The 18499-nt window shown below is 45.2% G+C and carries 16 protein-coding genes; 5 read left to right on the top strand and 11 right to left on the bottom strand.

The features are described 5' to 3' along the window. Positions 1–40 precede the first annotated feature (40 nt). The 4 genes from acsB to AB3489_RS00290 are packed head-to-tail and all read left to right on the top strand — an operon-like array spanning position 41 to position 5003. Positions 41–2167 (top strand): acetyl-CoA decarbonylase/synthase complex subunit alpha/beta, encoded by a 2127-nt coding sequence (gene acsB / locus AB3489_RS00305; protein WP_368293499.1) that lies wholly within the window; start codon positions 41–43, stop codon positions 2165–2167. Positions 2168–2214: 47 nt separating this feature from the next. After that, a complete protein-coding gene (acsV, locus tag AB3489_RS00300) occupies positions 2215–4149 on the top strand; it encodes a corrinoid activation/regeneration protein AcsV (RefSeq protein WP_368293498.1) in 1935 nt (644 codons plus the stop codon). Between the two features lie 44 nt (positions 4150–4193). After that, a complete protein-coding gene (locus tag AB3489_RS00295) occupies positions 4194–4385 on the top strand; it encodes a CooT family nickel-binding protein (RefSeq protein WP_019224861.1) in 192 nt (63 codons plus the stop codon). Positions 4386–4412: 27 nt separating this feature from the next. Next, a complete protein-coding gene (locus AB3489_RS00290) occupies positions 4413–5003 on the top strand; it encodes a DUF3786 domain-containing protein (protein WP_025204934.1) in 591 nt (196 codons plus the stop codon). A 189-nt stretch (positions 5004–5192) separates the two neighbouring features. Here AB3489_RS00290 and AB3489_RS00285 read toward each other — a convergent pair whose 3' ends face one another. From AB3489_RS00285 to metG, 3 genes are all read right to left on the bottom strand, one after another. Continuing rightward, the gene (locus AB3489_RS00285; RefSeq protein ID WP_368293496.1) at positions 5193–5831 is read right to left on the bottom strand and encodes a B12-binding domain-containing protein; all 639 of its coding nucleotides are present in this window, start codon (positions 5829–5831) and stop codon (positions 5193–5195) included. 401 nt (positions 5832–6232) lie between these two features. Continuing rightward, positions 6233–7030 (bottom strand): TatD family hydrolase, encoded by a 798-nt coding sequence (locus AB3489_RS00280; RefSeq protein ID WP_368293495.1) that lies wholly within the window; start codon positions 7028–7030, stop codon positions 6233–6235. Further along, positions 7027–9024: a methionine--tRNA ligase gene (metG, locus tag AB3489_RS00275; RefSeq protein ID WP_368293494.1), complete on the bottom strand. Its 1998-nt coding sequence runs from the start codon at positions 9022–9024 to the stop codon at positions 7027–7029. The genes AB3489_RS00280 and metG overlap by 4 nt, the downstream gene beginning before the upstream one ends. Before the next feature lie 293 nt (positions 9025–9317). Here metG and AB3489_RS00270 point away from each other — a divergent pair, with 293 nt between their 5' ends. Continuing rightward, positions 9318–9584: an AbrB/MazE/SpoVT family DNA-binding domain-containing protein gene (locus AB3489_RS00270; protein ID WP_015042289.1), complete on the top strand. Its 267-nt coding sequence runs from the start codon at positions 9318–9320 to the stop codon at positions 9582–9584. A gap of 59 nt (positions 9585–9643) precedes the next feature. Here the strand turns inward: AB3489_RS00270 and rsmI are convergent, their stop codons facing one another. The 8 genes from rsmI to AB3489_RS00230 form a co-directional block, all read right to left on the bottom strand. After that, the gene (gene rsmI, locus AB3489_RS00265) at positions 9644–10477 is read right to left on the bottom strand and encodes a 16S rRNA (cytidine(1402)-2'-O)-methyltransferase (protein WP_368293492.1); all 834 of its coding nucleotides are present in this window, start codon (positions 10475–10477) and stop codon (positions 9644–9646) included. Between the two features lie 15 nt (positions 10478–10492). Further along, positions 10493–10801, bottom strand: coding sequence for an initiation control protein YabA (locus tag AB3489_RS00260; protein ID WP_015042287.1), 309 nt, complete (start codon positions 10799–10801; stop codon positions 10493–10495). A 2-nt stretch (positions 10802–10803) separates the two neighbouring features. Beyond that, on the bottom strand, positions 10804–11556 hold the full coding sequence (locus tag AB3489_RS00255) for a stage 0 sporulation family protein (protein WP_019224867.1): 753 nt from the start codon (positions 11554–11556) through the stop codon (positions 10804–10806). Next, on the bottom strand, positions 11549–12406 hold the full coding sequence (locus AB3489_RS00250; protein ID WP_368293491.1) for a DNA polymerase III subunit delta': 858 nt from the start codon (positions 12404–12406) through the stop codon (positions 11549–11551). Before AB3489_RS00250 ends, AB3489_RS00255 begins: the two co-directional genes overlap by 8 nt. A gap of 1 nt (position 12407) precedes the next feature. Continuing rightward, the gene (locus AB3489_RS00245) at positions 12408–13853 is read right to left on the bottom strand and encodes an aminotransferase class I/II-fold pyridoxal phosphate-dependent enzyme (protein WP_368293490.1); all 1446 of its coding nucleotides are present in this window, start codon (positions 13851–13853) and stop codon (positions 12408–12410) included. A 66-nt stretch (positions 13854–13919) separates the two neighbouring features. After that, a complete protein-coding gene (locus AB3489_RS00240; RefSeq protein ID WP_083221924.1) occupies positions 13920–14141 on the bottom strand; it encodes a sigma factor G inhibitor Gin in 222 nt (73 codons plus the stop codon). Between the two features lie 176 nt (positions 14142–14317). Beyond that, positions 14318–17854 (bottom strand): pyruvate:ferredoxin (flavodoxin) oxidoreductase, encoded by a 3537-nt coding sequence (nifJ, locus tag AB3489_RS00235; protein WP_368293489.1) that lies wholly within the window; start codon positions 17852–17854, stop codon positions 14318–14320. Positions 17855–18148: 294 nt separating this feature from the next. After that, on the bottom strand, positions 18149–18403 hold the full coding sequence (locus AB3489_RS00230; protein WP_015042280.1) for a pro-sigmaK processing inhibitor BofA family protein: 255 nt from the start codon (positions 18401–18403) through the stop codon (positions 18149–18151). Positions 18404–18499: the final 96 nt, after the last annotated feature.

Genomic DNA, 18499 nt, shown 5'->3' with positions numbered 1-18499 from the left:
TGCAACGGCCTGGGGGAATTCTACGGAAAGGGGAATATACATGAATTTATATAGCACCATATTTGCAGGCGCCAAGCAAGCTCTCGATACTGCTGCCGGATATGTTGAAAAAGCAATCTCCTTAAAAGGAAGAGAGCATAAAGTTGCTTTTCCGGATACCGCTTACTCCCTGTCCCTTATATATGCCATTACCGGCAAAAAAATAGGCACCCTGGGAGAACTTGAAGGTGCTTTAGACCTTGTCAGAAGCCTTATTGTGGAAAAAGAACAGCTTCGAGAAGCAGAGAATGCCGGAATGGCAGCTGCTGTCTCTTCCGAAATTATTGAAGCTTTAAAGTATGTCGTGGACGAAAAGCCCTATGAAGCTCCGTGCATGGGTTTTTTGACGGATGCGATTATCCGCGGTTGGGGTGTTGGTCTCGTAATGGACGATATCCCGGGGCAAGCGGTTATCATTGGTGAGTTTCCGGACCCCGAATCAGCCGCCAAAGTCATCAAAGAATACCAAGCTAAAGGGCTTTTAACCTTCCTTGTCGGTAACGTCATCGATCAGGCCATTGAAGGCGGGGTCAAAGTAGGACTTGAGTTCAGGGTCATGCCTTTAGGTTATAACATGACCTCTGTAATCCACGTCGTTACGGTAACCATCCGCGCTGCTTTAATCTTTGGAGCCTTGACCCCTGGCGACTGGGAAGAATTCAAGCGTTATACCTATAAAAGATTGAAAGCTTTTGTCAATGCAGTAGGACCTTTAAGCAATTACAAAGTTGCTGCAGGCGCAGCTGCGATTAACCTCGGCTTCCCGGTTGTAACCGACCAGGATGTTGCCGAAGTCCCGATGAAGCTTATCACCCAAAAAGATTACGATAAAATGGCTGCAACTTCCCTTGAGATCAGAGGCATTAAGATAAAGATCACAGAAATTCCGATTCCGGTTGCTTTTGCTGCTGCTTTTGAAGGAGAGAGAATCAGAAAAGATGCTATGTTTGTTGAATTCGGCGGCAGCAAAACAGAGTCCTGGGAGCTTGTTACGCAAAGAGAAGCCAGTGAGATTGAGGATCATAAGATTGTGATCATTGGTGACGATATTGACACCGTGCAGCAGGTCCCCGGAAGAATGCCTCTGGCAGTACTCGTCGAAGTAGCCGGCAAGAGCATGCATTCAGATTTTGAGCCAGTTCTGGAAAGAAGAATCCACTATTTTATGAACTATATTGAAGGCATCATGCACGTCGGTCAAAGAGACGCCACCTGGATCCGTATCAGCAAGGATGCTTACGAAAAAGGCTTCAGACTACGCCATTTTGGTGAAGTGCTGTATGCCAAGATGCTGGACGAGTTTGGCGCAGTCGTCGACAAATGTCAGGTCACGATTATTACTGATCCTGACAAAGTCAAAGAAGTGAAAACCCAGCAGGTTGCTCCCAAATATGCAGCAAGAGACGAGCGTATTGCCAGTCTGACTGATGAAAGTGTCGACACTTTTTATACCTGTATTCTTTGCCAGTCCTTTGCCCCTTCCCATGTGTGCATTGTTACACCGGAAAGACTAGGATTATGCGGCGCCGTAAGCTGGCTTGATTCCAAAGCTACTTTTGAGCTCGATCCAACCGGTCCTTGTCAGCCAATTAACAAAGGTCCTGTTGATGATCCTGTCAAAGGTATCTGGCAAGAAGTCAACAAAACCGTGGAACGGCACTCCCAAGGCGCTTTGAGCCAGATTACGCTGTACAGTTTACTGGAAGATCCGATGACTTCCTGCGGCTGCTTTGAATGTATTGCTGGCATTATGCCGGAAGCCAACGGCATTGTCATCGTGAACAGAGAGTTCTCCGGCGTATCTCCGGTGGGCATGACGTTCGGCGAACTGGCTTCCATGACAGGTGGCGGCGTTCAGACTCCTGGATTTATGGGACACGGTAGACAGTTCATCTCCTCCAAGAAATTCATCTCAGCTGAAGGTGGTCCTGGGCGTATTGTCTGGATGCCAAAAGAGCTTAAAGAATTTGTTGCTGACAAACTGAATGCAACCGCCAAAGAGATGTATGGAATAGACAATTTTGTCGATATGATCTGCGATGAAACAATTGCTTCAGAATCTGAAGCAGTCTTAGAGTATTTAAGCGAAAAAGGTCACCCTGCCTTAACAATGGATCCGCTGATGTAATTTTGTACTGTTATAGGACTGTCCTATCAGAAGGGGTGTGGTGCAACATGTTTAAAGTAAAATTTATCCCTGAAAACACCGTTGTGATTGCCAAATTAGGTGAGACACTGTTCGATGTGGCCCGCAAAGCTGGTATCTTCCTTGATGCGCCTTGCAATGGACTCGGATCATGCGGCAAATGCAAGCTAAAGGTTCTTAAAGGCAGTGTAAATTTTCGTAAAAGCCATCACATTACTGAATCTGAACTAGCACAGGGTTTTGTCTTAGCATGTAATTCCAAAATTAATGGCGATATTACTGTTGAAGTGTCGGCTATCCAGACATCCGCACTAAGCGGAATGAAAGTTGAGGACTTGGCTGGAACGAAAGATCAACAGATTATCGACACGGTCATTAACCTGGCTGCCGAGAACCATATTCTATTTAACTCCCCGGTGCAAAAGGCCTATATGGAGTTAGACCTACCAAGCCTTGATGACTGCATCTCTGACTGGGACAGAATTAAAAGACATCTGCTTAAAAATATTTCTTACAGTGAAGCCCTTTGTCGACTACCAATCCTAAAAAAGATCCCTCATGTTCTAAGAGAAAATGATTTTCACGCGACTGTTACGTATTTTGCAGAAAACAGCGAAAGAATCAGGGTTATCAATATTGAACCTGGTGATACTTCCGACAGGCTATATGGAGCAGCTATAGATGTAGGAACTACATCTGTAGCTGCCTTCCTGGTCGATCTTTATAATGGAAAGATTATAGCCAAAGCCTCTGCCGGAAACGCTCAGATTAAATATGGTGCTGATGTAATCAATCGAATTATTCACGCAACCAAGAAAAATGGCTTGCAGGAATTAACTCATGCCATTATCAAAGAAACGATTAATCCCTTGCTTAAGAAAATGAGACAGGAAACTCATATTTCCAAAGACGACATCAGTGTGATGGTTGCCTCCGGGAATACAACCATGATGCACCTTATGCTAGGCGTTTATCCGGACTATTTGCGGAAAGAACCCTATATTCCCGCTTTCCTAAGTTCTGAATACCTTAAAGCTGCCGACCTTGGGTTAGAAGCCTACTCAGAGAGCCTTTTATATATTTTGCCTTCAGTTTCAAGCTATGTCGGCGGGGACATTACTGCTGGCATCCTGGCTTCCGGCCTGTGGTCAGAAGATCAGAATATTCTTTTTATGGACCTGGGTACCAATGGCGAGATTGTCTTTGGCAATAAAGACTTTTTACTCACCTGTGCCTGTTCCGCCGGACCTGCGTTTGAAGGCGGAGAAATAAGTTCCGGGATGCGTGCGGCACCAGGCGCGATTGAAAATGTCAGGATTGACAGAAAAACTTTTGAGCCTACAATAGATACGATTGACAACCAACTTCCACTTGGCTTATGCGGCTCTGGAATCATTGATGCTATTGCCGAAATGTTCCGGGCAGGCATTATTGACAGCCGGGGACGTCTGAACCGAAATCTAAAAACTCGCCGTATCCGTTTTGACGAATATGGAATCGGTGAATACGTGTTCGCTTTCAGAGGAGAATATTATATTCCCAAAGATATTACGATTACGGAAATTGATCTGGAAAATTTCATCCGGGCCAAAGGCGCTGTCTACGCTGCTGTAGCAGTATTATTAAACAGCATGGGTATGGATTATTCCGGAATAGACAAAATATATATTGCCGGCGGAATCGGCACAAATATTAGTATGAACAACTCGATAACCATTGGGCTTTTCCCGGACCTTCCGGTCCAAAAGTTTAAATATCTCGGCAATAGTTCCTTAATGGGCAGTTATCTGACCCTGCGAAGCACTGATGCCAGAAAAAAAGCCGAGGATATTGCCTCTCATATGACTTACCTGGAACTCAGTACCGACAGCTCCTACATGGGAGAATTCATATCCGCCTGTTTCCTTCCCCACACCGAAATAGAAAGATTTCCAACGGTTAAAGATCAGCGCAAAATCATCTGAATGAAATAAAACCATAGAATAACTGTTAAGAAAGGTGATATAGTATGTGTGAATCGAATGCTTATGTTCTGACTCCTGACGGAGAAAAAATGGTTATGGAAAATGTTGCGAACATGAAGGTTGACTCTGGTAAAATCTTTTTAACAGGTTTATTGGGAGACGAAAAAACGATTAACGGTATAATTCAGGAAATTAAACTTTTGGAACATAAAATCCTGATTACCGAAAAAGCGTAAAGGAATAAAGCCGTGTCCGATACACCGATGCATTATGAATTTATCCGCACAAAGCTCATAGACTGTGACCCTGTGGAAATATCCCGGAAATCCGGAACAGCGTATGACAGCCAAAAGCAAGAGTTTTGTGTTTTTCTAATGGGCAGAACTTATTTTGTCTCCTACCCCTCAGGGAAAATCTACGATTCAAACCGCTCCGAAATTACAAACTTTCCGGTTATGACGTTAATCCTGCGTTACCTGGTCCACGCCAAGGGTACACCTCCTACACAAAGGAACATCACCTATCAGGAAGTTTCTGGCGGACAGGTGTACTACCGGAATTTTTACGGCCGTTGTATCATGCGGCTGGCCAGAATGTTTGGTAAGGATTTTTCTGCGCTTGAACGCGCGATGCAAAAGCTGAATGCAGTGAAAACAACGCACGGAGACCTCAGCTACCGTTTTCAGTTTATAAACAACATTTATGTCACCTTTATTCTCTGGAACGGCGACGAGGAATTTGCCACGGGAGCCAATATTCTTTTTGATGCCAATACACTGGATTACTTCAACGCTGAAGATCATGCTGTTGTCTGCGATATTGCGCTAAGCTTTTTGAAGGAGCTCGCGAAGTAAATAGATTATTATAACATGAATCCAAGCAAGCTTAACAAGGACGCTTCATTATATTGAGGCGTTTTTGCAGCTCCAAACAGCAATAAGGGAAACAGTCCCAGTGGACTATTTCCCTTATCTCCTCGCCGCTAACATCCAAAACGCCTTAGTTCTGCTGAACATGGTCGCTTCGGCTTTTACATCAGATATTTACTTTACCCAGCTCTGGCAAATCTTAACGCCTTCGGCTGCATTCGTGGTAAATGCATCTGCACCGATCTGTCTGCAGGCTTCTTCTGTTACAGGGTTTCCGCCAATAATGATTTTGAGGCTGTCACGCACGCCAGCAGCTTTCAATTCATCTACCGTCTTTTTCATCGCTTCCAGGGCCAACGTCAGTACACCGCTCATCCCTACGATATCCGGCTGTACTTCTTTGACTTTTTCAATGAATGCGCTTGGGCCTTGGTCGATCCCCAAATCAAAGACTTCAAATCCGGCTGCTTCAGACATGCTTCTGAAAATGTTCTTGCCGATATCGTGCAAATCACCTTCGACAGTGGCCAGTACGATTTTGCCTACTTTGGCGGATTTGTCACTGCCGATTACCGGTTTCAAGATATCGATAGACTGGGTTAAGAGCTCACCGGCAAAGATCAAATCGCCTACAAAGTACTCGCCGCTTTCAAACAGTTCCCCTACTTTTGCCATTCCCTGCTGGCAGGCACCAACGACGGACTGAGCCTCTTCTTCGGTCGGCTTCGATGCAACAAAGTCATTCAGCATCCCCATCAGTTTATCTTCGTCCAGGTCACCTACGGCATCTGTTAACACTTTCAGATCAATCATTTTATTTCCTCCTTAAAATTAATAACGCAAAGCAATTGTTAAAAGTTCGCATCTGCTTAATGCTAATATCTTGTTTCTACAACTGAAATAATATCCTCAGGTAACTGAGAAATATTGCACTCCTCCTGTCTGGCATGTGTTTTCTTAATCGAAGGCTCCAGTTCCAAAACAAATTTTGCCGCTAGAAGTGTATAACTGTATCTACAAGATAGTGAAAAAAATTATTAGCCCTTTCGAAACTTGAACGAGTCTAATCTGATTTGGCATTTACATTTTTCCTATACACTGTACATTTTACCATTAGACCGGGAGTATTCACAATAGAAAAAATGACCATTTTGACAAGAAACCGCCAAAATTTTCAGAATAATAATACGTCTCTCCGTTTGGTTTGCAGCAGATCACTGAAGATTACTTCCTATCTCACACTGAAACTGATCAATTCTGAACAATCTGCGAGCATTTTCACTGCTCAGACGGGCTGCTTCCCTGACCTCCATTCCCCTGATTGCCGCAATTTTCGCCAATACTTCACATATATAAGCAGGCTCATTTCGTTTACCGCGGTAGGGCTCCGGGGTAAGATACGGACAGTCCGTCTCAATTAAGAACCTGTCTTCCGGCACTTTCTCCGCAACTTCAGGGGCATGGCGGGCATTTTTGAAAGTAAGCGGCCCCGAAAAAGACAAATAAAAACCCATGGCCAAAAGTTCTTTTGCCATTTCCCAGGAACCCGAATAAGAATGAAAAACGCCGCCTGCCTCAGGAGGATGATTTTTTATAATTTGGAGAATATCCCCGTGTGCATCCCGGTTATGGATGATCACCGGCAAACCAACTTCATTGGCCAGTTTTAATTGATGAATAAACCACTTGCGCTGGTCATCCCGGGGAGAAATGTCCCTGAAATAATCCAGGCCAATTTCTCCCCAGGCAACAACTTTCGGGTTCTGCGCCAATCTGAGCAGCGTCTCCCAGGTTTTATCCGTACAAGCTTCAACATCGTGCGGATGAATGCCTACTGCTGCATAAATAAACGGGTATTCTTCAGCCAGCCTCACCGAATTCTGACTTGTCGCTTCGGTAGATCCGACGTTTACAATCGTCGTTACGCCAGCTGCAGTAGCTCGGGCAATGGTCTTACCCCTGTCCGGGCTAAACTGGCTGTCTTCCAGATGCGCATGCGTATCCCAAATCATTTGACCTGAGCCCCTGTCGGAAGATCTTTCTGAACTGTAAGTACTTCCAGCTCTCCGTCCTGCGAAGCTGCCAGAATCATCCCCTGGGACATGATTCCGCGGAGCTTGGCAGGCTTAAGATTCGCAACCAGAATGACCTTTTTACCGACAAGCGCTTCTGGGCTGTAATGCTGGGCAATACCGGATACAATTGTTCTACGCTCCCCACCCATTTCAACTTCCAGTTTTAACAGCTTGTCAGCTTTTTCTACTTTTTCTGCCTGCAGCACTTTAACAACCCTAAAATCCATTTTGGCAAACTCTTCAATGCTGATTTCTTCCTTGAGCGGAACCATCTCCGCCATTTGCTGCAAATTTCCCAGTTGCGAAGGACTGACTTCTAGATTTACTTCTTGTTGATGGCCTGTATTACCCTGCACCTGTGTGACACACCTTTCCATTTCAGAATTGACCTGCTCAAGGTATGCGGAGACATCGATTCTCGGGAAAATGGCTTCTCCCTTTCGGATGGCCGTGCCCGGCTGAATAACATTCCAGCTGTCTGCCTGTTCCCAGTCCTTGAAGAAATCTGTATCTCCCAGGAGGGGTTTGATTTTTCTCGGTACTCCCGGCATAAAGGGAGCACATAAAATGCCAAGGATCCTGATGCACTCCATAAATGTATAAAGCACCGTATCCAGCCTGTCCTGATTATCCTCACTTTTTGCCAGATTCCAGGGAGCTGTCTCATCGACATATTTATTGCACCTGCTGACAAACTGCCAGATAACCTCAAGCGCCGCCGCCGTATCACAGGCCAGCATTTTTTCTTCCGTCCCTTGTTTTACCTTGCTGCTTAAATCTCTGATCTCCCTCTCCAGATCGGTATCTTCTCCGGGTTCCGGGACAATTCCATTCCGGTATTTTACGACCATGGCCAAGGTGCGAGACACAAAATTTCCGAGATCATTCGCCAGATCACTGTTTAATTTTTCGACCAGATCATCCTCAGAGAAAGTACCGTCCATCCCATACTGTAGTTCTCTTAACAGGAAATACCGAATGGGATCAGCGCCATATCTCTGAATCAACTGAAACGAATCCTGAACGTTTCCTCTTGACTTGGATATTTTTCCACCTTCTTTGCTTAAGAACCATCCGTGGCCAAAAACCTTCTCGGGCAAAGGAAGATTAAGCGCCATCAAAATAATTGGCCAGATAATGGTATGGAAACGGACAATATCTTTGCCAACAAGATGAACACTGGCCGGCCAGTAAGTTTTGTATTTTTCGCCGTCGGGATAGCCCAGCGCAGAGATATAGTTAATCAGAGCATCGAGCCAGACATAGACCACATGTTTCGGATCAAAAGGAACCTTGATGCCCCACTGGAAGGTCGTACGCGATACGCAGAGATCATCAAGCCCGCCTTCAATAAACCGGATCATTTCATTTCTTCTCGAAGTAGGCTGAATAAAATCGGGATGGTCCTGAATATATTGCAGCAGTCTGCCACTGTATTTGGACATCCTGAAAAAATAACTTTCTTCTTTCAGAAGTTCCACATTTCTTCCACAATCTGGATTCGGACATTTTCCGTCAACAAGTTTGTTTTCTGTCCAGAAAGTTTCACATGGTGTACAGTACCAACCTTCGTACTCAGATTTGTAAATATCGCCCTTTTCATAGAGCATTGTAAATATTTGCTGTACGACTTTGGCATGCCGCTCTTCTGTTGTCCGGACAAAATCATCATTGGAAATGTCGAGCAGTCTCCAGAATTCCTTAAATTTATCGACGATCCCGTCAACATATGTAAGCGGATCCATCCCGGCATTTTCAGCAGTCCGTACAATTTTTTGCGCATTCTCATCCGTCCCGGTCAAAAAATAGACATCATCGCCCTTCATTCTTCGCAGACGAGCCATCGCATCGGCAGCAATAGTCGTGTACGCAGTCCCGATATGAGGACTGGAATTGGGATAATAAATAGGTGTGGTAATATAATATTTCACAGGAATAGACCTCCTTTTATTTACGGTAGACAATTCGTTATCATCAGTAGTTTCAAGGTTTGCTATGTTTGCATTCTCTTCAATAAATATAGGAAATTTCAGCAAATACTGTCAAGGCCAACGAGACTATTTCGGTAAACTAAATATTATAATTTTGGATATCATGAATACACTATATATTTTTTCTGATAAAAAAGCGTTTTTGAAACTTTTCGCCTATTGACTTTTTCAGACATGATTGGTAACATTAGGATGATATATGTCGAAACTTGTTGAGAAAGGGGATGAAAATTATGAAATCTACAGGAATTGTGAGAAAAGTTGATGAATTGGGTCGGGTCGTATTACCAATCGAACTTCGCAGAACATTAGGAATTGATGAAAGAGACGCTTTGGAAATATATGTTGACGAAGAAAAAATCATACTTAAAAAGTATGAGCCAGCTTGCGTCTTCTGTGGCAATGCTTCCAATGTTCAAGTATTCCGCGGGAAGAATGTCTGTCGTGAATGTGCCGCGGCAATGGGGGAAGCTGCTGCTTCAGAAAATAAAGCCGGTTGAACATCTGGCTTTCCAGACAGGAGGTAAATAGTTACTTCCTGTTTTTTTTGTCCATTTTGTCACTTCTGATCCAGAAAAGCCTTATAAATCATACTTTTACTCATACCATATTTTTTAGCAACCATTTTCATTGCTTCCTTGCGATCTTTGCCGTCTTTTTCAAATTTCCGGAGGTCCTCCATCCAAAGGGAAGGGTCCCCGGGATCAATGTTTTTTTCTGCAGGTGCCAGAATAATACAGCATTCACCTTTTACTGGTGCAAGCCGGAATTCCTGCAGAAGTTCATTTACGAGACCCCTGTGTACCGTTTGGTGCAGTTTAGTCAGCTCCCTGGCAACTGCGGTCTGACGGTCCCCAAGAATCTCCAGAATGTCTTCCAGCGTTGCTTTGATCCGGTGAGGTGCCTCATAGAGAATAATGGTGTAAGGAATCTCGGTCATTTCTCTAAGAATTTTCTTGCGCTCTGTTTTTGTCGAAGGCAAAAATCCCAGAAAAAGAAAATTCTCCGCCGGCATTCCCGACAGAACAAGTGCTGTTAAAGCAGCATTGGCGCCAGGCAAAACGTCAACACAGATTTTTTCTTCCTGACAGCGGGCAATAAGTATATGACCGGGATCAGATATCCCAGGCATTCCCGCATCAGAGACCAACGCACCGCTTTTTCCTTCTTTTAAGAAGCGAACAATCTCCTCGGCACGCGATTTTTCATTATGGTCATGGTAACTTAAAAGGGGGGTCTTAATATGATAATGATCAAGAAGTTTTCTCGAATGCCTCGTATCTTCCGCGGCTATAAAATCGACTGCTTTCAGTGTTTCGAGCACCCGAAGCGTAATATCTCCTAAATTGCCGATTGGGGTGGCACAGACATACAAAGTCCCTATTTGCGGCATGATATCCTCCGGTCGTCAGTCTTTACGAAGAAAAGCATTGCAGAAAAGGCAGCTTCCTTCAACGGGTTCCCCAAAATAAATATGGCAAACATGAAAACCTTCCTGATAGAGCTTTTCGAGATTTTCCTGTGCTTCCTTTTGGATTTTGGCTGCATTTTTCTGTACCCTGACCGTATCTGCCTCTGAGACGGCACAAAGCTGCCTTTTTAGTTTGACGTTTTCTTCTTCCAGATACTCAACATATTGCCTAAGGCTTTTTACTTCACTTAAAAGCGTTGAGATATTTTCTTCAACTTCCGTAATTGCCTGATATAGCTGGCCCAACTCTATTCCTCCGCTTCTTCGGCAACAAGTTTGCGCAATTCTTCTTGGCTCTCCTTATCATATACCTCAGAGAAAATTCGATTCTCTTTGGGTCCCTTATTTAATGTGTTGTGGCATTCATAGCAGCTATTCTCATATTTAAGACAGCACATCAGCCTTCCGCAGATGCCGGAAATTTTTGTCGGGTTAAGCGAAAGATTCTGATCTTTGGCCATCCGGATCGATACCGGTTCGAAATCTCCCAGGAAAGAGCTGCAGCACAGTTCCCTGCCACAGGAACCGAGTCCTCCGAGCATCTTCGCCTCATCCCGCACCCCGATCTGTCGAAGTTCTATGCGGGTACGGAATACGGAGGCCAGATCTTTCACCAGTTCCCTGAAATCCACCCGGCCTTCGGCTGTAAAAGAAAAAATAATCTTATTGCCATCAAAAGTATATTCTACATCAATCAGTTTCATCGGAAGCTGATGGGCATGAATCTTTTTGAGGCATATCTGAAAAGCCTCTTTTTCTTTCTTCTCATTGTTTTGATAGATTTCCTCATCTTCGGGTGTTGCTAAGCGCAGCACCTCTTTGAGCGGCGATACCACTTCCTCTTCGGAAATCTCTTTTAACGAAATGACCGCTTTACCGTATTCCATTCCCCGTACCGTCTCCACAATAACACCGTCGTTCGGCTTTATATCGAGGCTGCCGGGAAGAAAATAATAGATCTTGCCGGCTTTTTTGAAACGAATACCAACAACTTTAGCCAATATCGGTTCCTCCCAATTTCAAATGTTTTAGGGCCAGTACTTCCAGCGCCAGCCTGTGATTAACCTGTCTACGGACGACTTCTGTCATTTGTGTAATTTCTTTGAGAACTTGAGGTGACTGCTGCCCTTTAATCACCATTTCTTTCAGGACAACAGCCAGGACCTGCAGAAGAAGCTGGCCTTCTTCTCTTTCCATCGGAAAAAGCGCAAACATTTTGAGAAAATCTTTTTTATCAATGGCCTCCAGATAGCTTCCTGACAGGCTCTTGATCCGACTTAGACCAACTTCCTGGATTTTCCTTGCCAGATCTGGATCTCCGCCGCTAAGCCGGAAAGCATCCGTCTCCTCCAGCCAATCGCTTTCTGCCGGCGAAGAGAAATAGACTTCCTGAGCGCGGCTCCTTAAGGTATTAATAATTCCCTCGGCATTTCCTGCACTTAAGACAATTAACGTATGATCTGGTGGCTCCTCGGCCAATTTAAGCAGCGCATTCGCAGCAGGGAGTGTAAGCTTGTCTGCCTGGTCAATCAAACATATCCGGAATTTCCCTTCATAGGTCTTACGATATAGTTTCCCCTGAATTTGAATAATCTGTTCGATGCCAATCGATGTCTTTTGCGGTTTGATCATATGAAAATCAGGGTGATTGCCGGATAACATCTTTTTGCAATCCGGACACTCCCTGCAGGGTTTATTTTCTTTTCTACAGTTTAACATGAGAGCAAGATCTCGAACAGCCCTTTCTCTTTCGATCATCCCGCAGCCGTGAAATAAGAGAAAATGGGCCAGTTTTCCTTCAAGTGCTGCTTTTGTTAATAATGTATAATTGATCCCCATGATCGTATCCACCTTAAATATTCACTGCGAGAATTTCTCCGCGTTCCGAACCATCCCATCCCTGCCAATTATACTCCCTGGCCCTGTTCAGATATTCCAGTACATAAGAGGTGATCTCTTCTCCTCCTGCAATAAGCGGGATGCCGGGGGGATAAATCGAAATAGTTTCTCCGGAAATTAAACCAAGGGCATCCTTTAGTTTCACCGGTCTCTTGGCTGCCAGCCATGCTTCCCTCGGTGTCAAATGCATCGGAGGGATAAGCAGAGTGGAGCCTGATCCGGCAGAATTCTGAGATTGATCCGTTCTTCGCTCCTTTTGCTGTCCTGCCAGCCCACGGTACTTGCCCACCAGGTATTCCAGCGCCTTCGTCAAATGACGTACGTCCTCAGGCCTGCTGCCTGCGCCGAGCATAAAAAGAATATTTTCTTTGTCCCATAATTCAGGCTCAATCTGGAATACCTTTCTTAAAAAATCTACAGCTTCAAACGCAGTCAAGCCCAAACCCGAAACATTGATCAGAATTTTGGACCAATCAACATCATAAATGCCATATTTCCCGGAGTCCTTACCTGTAAGTATCCGAAGAGGTCCCTCCAGTTTTTGGTGTAGCAGACATACTTCCACGTAAAGATCCTGCCAGATCTTTGTCTGTGTTAATCCTTCAAGCGCCGTTTCCAGAGAAGCCATCAGAAGATAGCTCGGACTGGAAGTCTGCAGAAATTCCAATGATTTTTTCAGGGCCGTACGGTCAACTCTGCTGCCCTGTACATGGAGCATTCCGGCCTGAGTAAGCGCCGCGAGGGTCTTATGGGAACTATGGAGCACCAGGTCTGCTCCTTCGACTACAGCACCGGCAGGGAACAGCCCTCCCTGCAAATGGGAGCCATGGGCCTGATCCACCAGGATCGGAATAAACGGAGCATTCCCGTCCCTTTGCTTGATGATTGTTTTGAGATCTGTGACTGTTCCGTAATAACTTGGACTCGTCAGATGCAGGGCCCCAATTCCTGCCAGATCGTCGGAATATTCTACCGCATCCATTCCTAGCGCCAAATGAAAATCCGGATGAATAATCGGAGCAATATATTCGGGAACAACTCCCGACAGAATCAAGGCACCAAAAACTGACCGGTGCGCCCTGCGGTCAATTCGGACTTTTCTGTCTGTCAGCCGCATACCGGCCATCAGCGCGGCAAACATAGACTGGTTACCCGCAGTACCTCCGTTAATCAGAAAAAAGGTCTCTTCCGATCCATAAGCTTCCGCAGCTTTTTTCTGTGCTTTAGCGATAATCCCATGTGGATGGTGGAGCATATCCAACCCTGGAAGTTCCGTCAAATCATAATCCGGAAACATTATTCCGGACAGTAGTTCCTTACTGCCTTTATGACCAGGCGTATGAAACGAAACCATACCCTGCCCACAGTAGTCATCAAGTCCTTTTCTCAGTGAATCCACCGGGTTCCTCCCCACAATAGGTATCATTTTATTTTAGCATATTTTCACTTGTATTTCACCTTTGTTTTAGCGATTTGACTGTCCACTTATGTAATCAGCAGACTGTCCATATAGGACTTTCCGTATAAGCAGTAAATTCTCCTGATACGTTGGGGTCCGGACATCGGCTGTCATAATTTGTTCTTCACAAGCTGAGCAAATAAACTTTCCGGCAAGGCGAAACCCGTCATACAGACCATTTAAGGGAGTATTCCGGCACAGTGAACAACGTGGATAAATATTATGCATTGAGACTCATTCCTTTCGGTTAACCAGAATGCTTACTGTTCATAGTATATTCTTCCCTTAAAAAAGAGTTATTAGTACCCTTTTGCCGGATATGGAAACTAAAAAAAAGAGGCTGCTGCGGCAAATGTTCATCATCTGCCTGCAGCAGCTTCCGTTAGTTCTCCATTTTTGCAGTGTTAGTTCCAATCCTGATCATTCAGGCGCTTGTATGATTTGTAGCGTTCTCCGGCAAATTTTTCGGCTCCTTTAAAAAGGTCTTCCGCCGTATCCGGGAAAGTACGAAGCAAGGAGCTGTATCTTACTTCAGACATGATAAAATCTCTGAAGGACGCTGATGGCTCTTTCGAATCGAGGGTAAACGGTTTTTCTCCTTTTTCGAGAAGATCCGGATTGTAACGGTACAGATGCCAATACCCAGCTTCAACAGCTTTCTTGGCCTGTGTGACACTGGTCGCCATACCGGAATGAATGCCATGGTTGATACAGGGTGCATACGCAATAACCAGAGAAGGTCCTTTGTACGCCTCTGCTTCCTGAATGGCCTTTAAGGTCTGAGTCATGCTGGATCCCAGAGCAACCTGGGCAACGTAAACATAGCCGTAGCTCATGGCCATCATGCCGAGATCCTTTTTGCGGATTTTCTTGCCGGCTGCAGCAAATTTAGCAATGGCAGCACGTGGTGTTGCCTTGGAAGCCTGACCGCCTGTATTCGAATAGACTTCTGTGTCGAGAACCAGAATATTGACATCATCGCCCGAAGCCAGGACATGGTCCAGTCCGCCGTAGCCGATATCATAAGCCCAGCCGTCTCCACCGATGATCCACTGTGATTTTTTGACCAAGTGATCTTTCTTCTCCCAAATCTTTTGTAGAAGTTCATTGGACTTCACATCGACGGAAGCAAAAGCGTCAAGCACTTTTTTGGCAGCGGCCTTGGAGGTATCTCCATCATTCATATTCTCTGTCCATTCCTGGAAAGCTGTTTTCATTTCCGCAGGAATATCCAGACTGAGGGCCTGCTTCATTTCGTCAGCCAGTCTGCTGCGTATCTGCTGAACGCCAAGATACATACCATACCCGTATTCAGCATTGTCTTCAAACAAGGAGTTGGCCCAGGTAGGTCCTTTACCTTCTTTGTTGGTGGTATATGGAATGGAAGGAGCACTGCCGCCCCAGATTGACGTACAGCCTGTGGCATTTGCAACCATCATCCGATCCCCAAACAGCTGGGTTAAGAGTTTTACATAGGCAGTCTCTCCGCAGCCGGGGCAAGCGCCGCTGAATTCAAGCAGCGGTTTAACAAACTGGCTGTTCTTCACGGAATATTTATTGGCAATTTTGTCTTCTTTACCGCTTAAAGTCACCGCATACTCCCAGAGAGGAGCCTGGACAGCGGTCATCTCTTCGACTTCTCTCATAACTAGCGCTTTTTCTTTCGCAGGACAAATATCCGCGCAGTTGCCACAGCCTGTGCAATCGAGCGGGCTGACCTGCATGCGGTATTGAAGTCCGGCCAGATCTTTGCCGGCAGCCTTGACAGCAGCAAAAGTTTCCGGAGCCTGAGCCGCTTCCTGCTCATCCATCAGGAAAGGTCTGATCGCGCTATGCGGGCATACATAAGAACATTGGTTGCATTGGGTGCAGTTATCTTTGATCCATTCAGGAATCGCAGTACCAATCCCGCGTTTCTCGTAAGCCGAGGTCCCCAGAGGGAATGTTCCGTCCTCACGGCCTAAAAATGCACTTACCGGAAGTTTGTCACCTTCCTGGGCAGCCATAACACGCGCAACATCTTTGATAAAGGCAGGGTCTTTCTCATTTCCGAGGAAAATGCCCTTATTGGCATCGGCCTCAGCCCAGGATGCGGGAACTTCAACTTGCACAAGTGCATTACATCCGGCATCGATCGCCTTATTGTTCATGTCAACGACTTCCTGTCCCTTTTTGCCATAGGCCTTAACAACCGAATCCTTCAGGTACTGAAGCGCATCCTCCAGCGGAATGACTTTGGCCAGCTTGAAGAAGGCCGACTGCATAATCATATTGATCCTGCTGCCGAGTCCAATTTTCCTGGCAATCTTGCCGGCGTCAATAATATAGAACTTGGCATTCTTAGCCGCAATGGCTTTTTTGAGTGCATCAGGAAGCTTTTCGTCCAGTTCCTCCACCGGCCACTGACAGTTTAATACGAACGTACCTCCAGGTTTCAGTCCTTTCAGCAGATGATATTTATCCACATAGGACTGGTTATGACAGGCAATGTAGTTCGCGGTATTGACAAGATAAGGCGCTTTGATCGGGGTTTTGCCAAATCTCAGATGCGATACGGTCGTACCTCCTGATTTCTTGCTGTCATAGGCGAAATAAGCCTGAGCATAGAGTTCCGTGAAATCTCCGATAATCTTGATCGCCTGCTTATTGGCACCGACGGTTCCATCCGCACCAAGTCCCCAGAACTGGCAGCTGATGGTTCCTTCAGGGGTTGTATCAATAAATTGCTTCTCTTCCAAAGAAGTAAACGTAACATCATCAATAATGCCGATCGTGAAACCGTGCTTGGGACTTTCCGCTTTCAGGTTCTCATATACCGCGAGGATCTGAGAAGGCGTGGTATCCTTGGAACCCAGACCATAGCGTCCGCCGACAATTACCGGTTTTTCGGCCTGTTTGGAGAAAACATCTACAACATCAAGGTATAAAGGCTCGCCAAGGGAACCCGGCTCTTTGGTACGTTCCAATACAGCTATTTTCTTGACTGTCTTGGGCAAAGCTGCGATAAAGTGTTCCGCAGAGAAAGGCCGGAACAAACGAACCCTTAATACACCTACTTTTTCACCCCGGGCTGCGAGATAATCAATCGTTTCACTGATTGTATCCCCGACAGAACCCATAACAATAATAACCCGCTCAGCATCTGGCGCTCCATAATACTGAAAGAGCTTATATTCACGTCCCGTAAGACCCTTATATTTTTGCATATATTCTTCGACAATCCCAGGCACCGCCTGATAAAAACTATTACTGGCTTCACGGGCCTGAAAGTAGATATCGGGATTCTGGGCGGTCCCTCTGAGACAGGGATGTTCAGGATTCAAGGCATTGTCTCTGAACTGTTTCAATGCTTCCCAATCAAGCAGCGTTCCAACTTCTTCATACTCCGGCACGTTGATTTTGGAAATCTCATGAGAAGTCCTGAAGCCGTCAAAGAAATGAAGGAACGGCACTCTGGCTTTTATTGCAGAGAGGTGAGCGATGTAAGCAAGATCCATGGCTTCCTGCACACTTCCGGAACTTAACATTGCAAAGCCGGTCATCCGGACAGACATGACATCCTGATGATCGCCAAAGATGGACAAGGCATGTGCTGCAAGTGCTCTGGCACTGACATGAAAGACACCGGGCAGCTGCTCACCGGAGACTTTATACATATTCGGAATCATCAGAAGCAGACCTTGAGAAGCCGTATACGTCGTAGTAAGCGCTCCAGCCTGCAGCGAACCATGAAAAGCACCGGCGGCTCCGGCTTCCGATTGCATCTCAACTACCTTCATCGGTTGGCCAAAAATATTCCTACGGCCATACGCAGCCCATTCATCAACAAGCTCTGCCATGTCGGATGAAGGGGTAATCGGGAAAATAGTAGCTACTTCGGAAAACGCATATGAAGCATGCGCAGCAGCTTCGTTCCCTGACATTGTTTTCATTTTCGACATTTGTTTTCTCCTCCTCAATCTTCTTGTTTGTTTTTCTTTCGTAGAGATAACCCCTATCCGACCAACTAAATAAAAGAAACTAAAAAAATAACATTAACGGATTGAAAATGTTGCTTCGGCCAGTAGTATGCGATTAAGAGTAAACTACCTGGATTAGGCTACAAATACAGGGAACTATTTTTTTACGATAGTCCCCTGCTATTTTAGTATACTTTTTATTTCTTCTATTCGTCAAGCTTAATTTTGCTGCAAAAGGGCTTATTTAAAAAAGAATACTGTATTCAATCAGACAATTTATATTCCTATTAATTGCAGAACAGCAAGCACAATTACCCCAGGAAATCCAAGTATTGCGACAACACTCACGGTAAAAATATTAATCGGGATCTCAAATGAAAAAATGCTTAACAGCAAATCCACGACCCATAAACCAACAATTCCGCCAAGGATGTGAATGAAGAGCTTAATCAGTTTATTGGGTTTTCTTAATGAGGCCACGGTCACCAATATTAATAGGACAATAAACAACCCTAAAAAAACGAACGTCATGATGATGATTCCTCCCGCCGTATATCCTGTTATCAGGCTATGCCGACAGTGGACAAGTTAGAACCAAAATAGCAAAGGGAGTATCCCAAATTCAGA

This window comes from Dehalobacter sp. TBBPA1 (assembly GCF_040931655.1).
Taxonomy (GTDB): Bacteria; Bacillota; Desulfitobacteriia; order Desulfitobacteriales; family Syntrophobotulaceae; genus Dehalobacter; species Dehalobacter restrictus.
The sequence above is the reverse complement of the archived record's forward strand: the minus strand, read 5'-3'. Positions and strand labels throughout refer to the sequence as shown.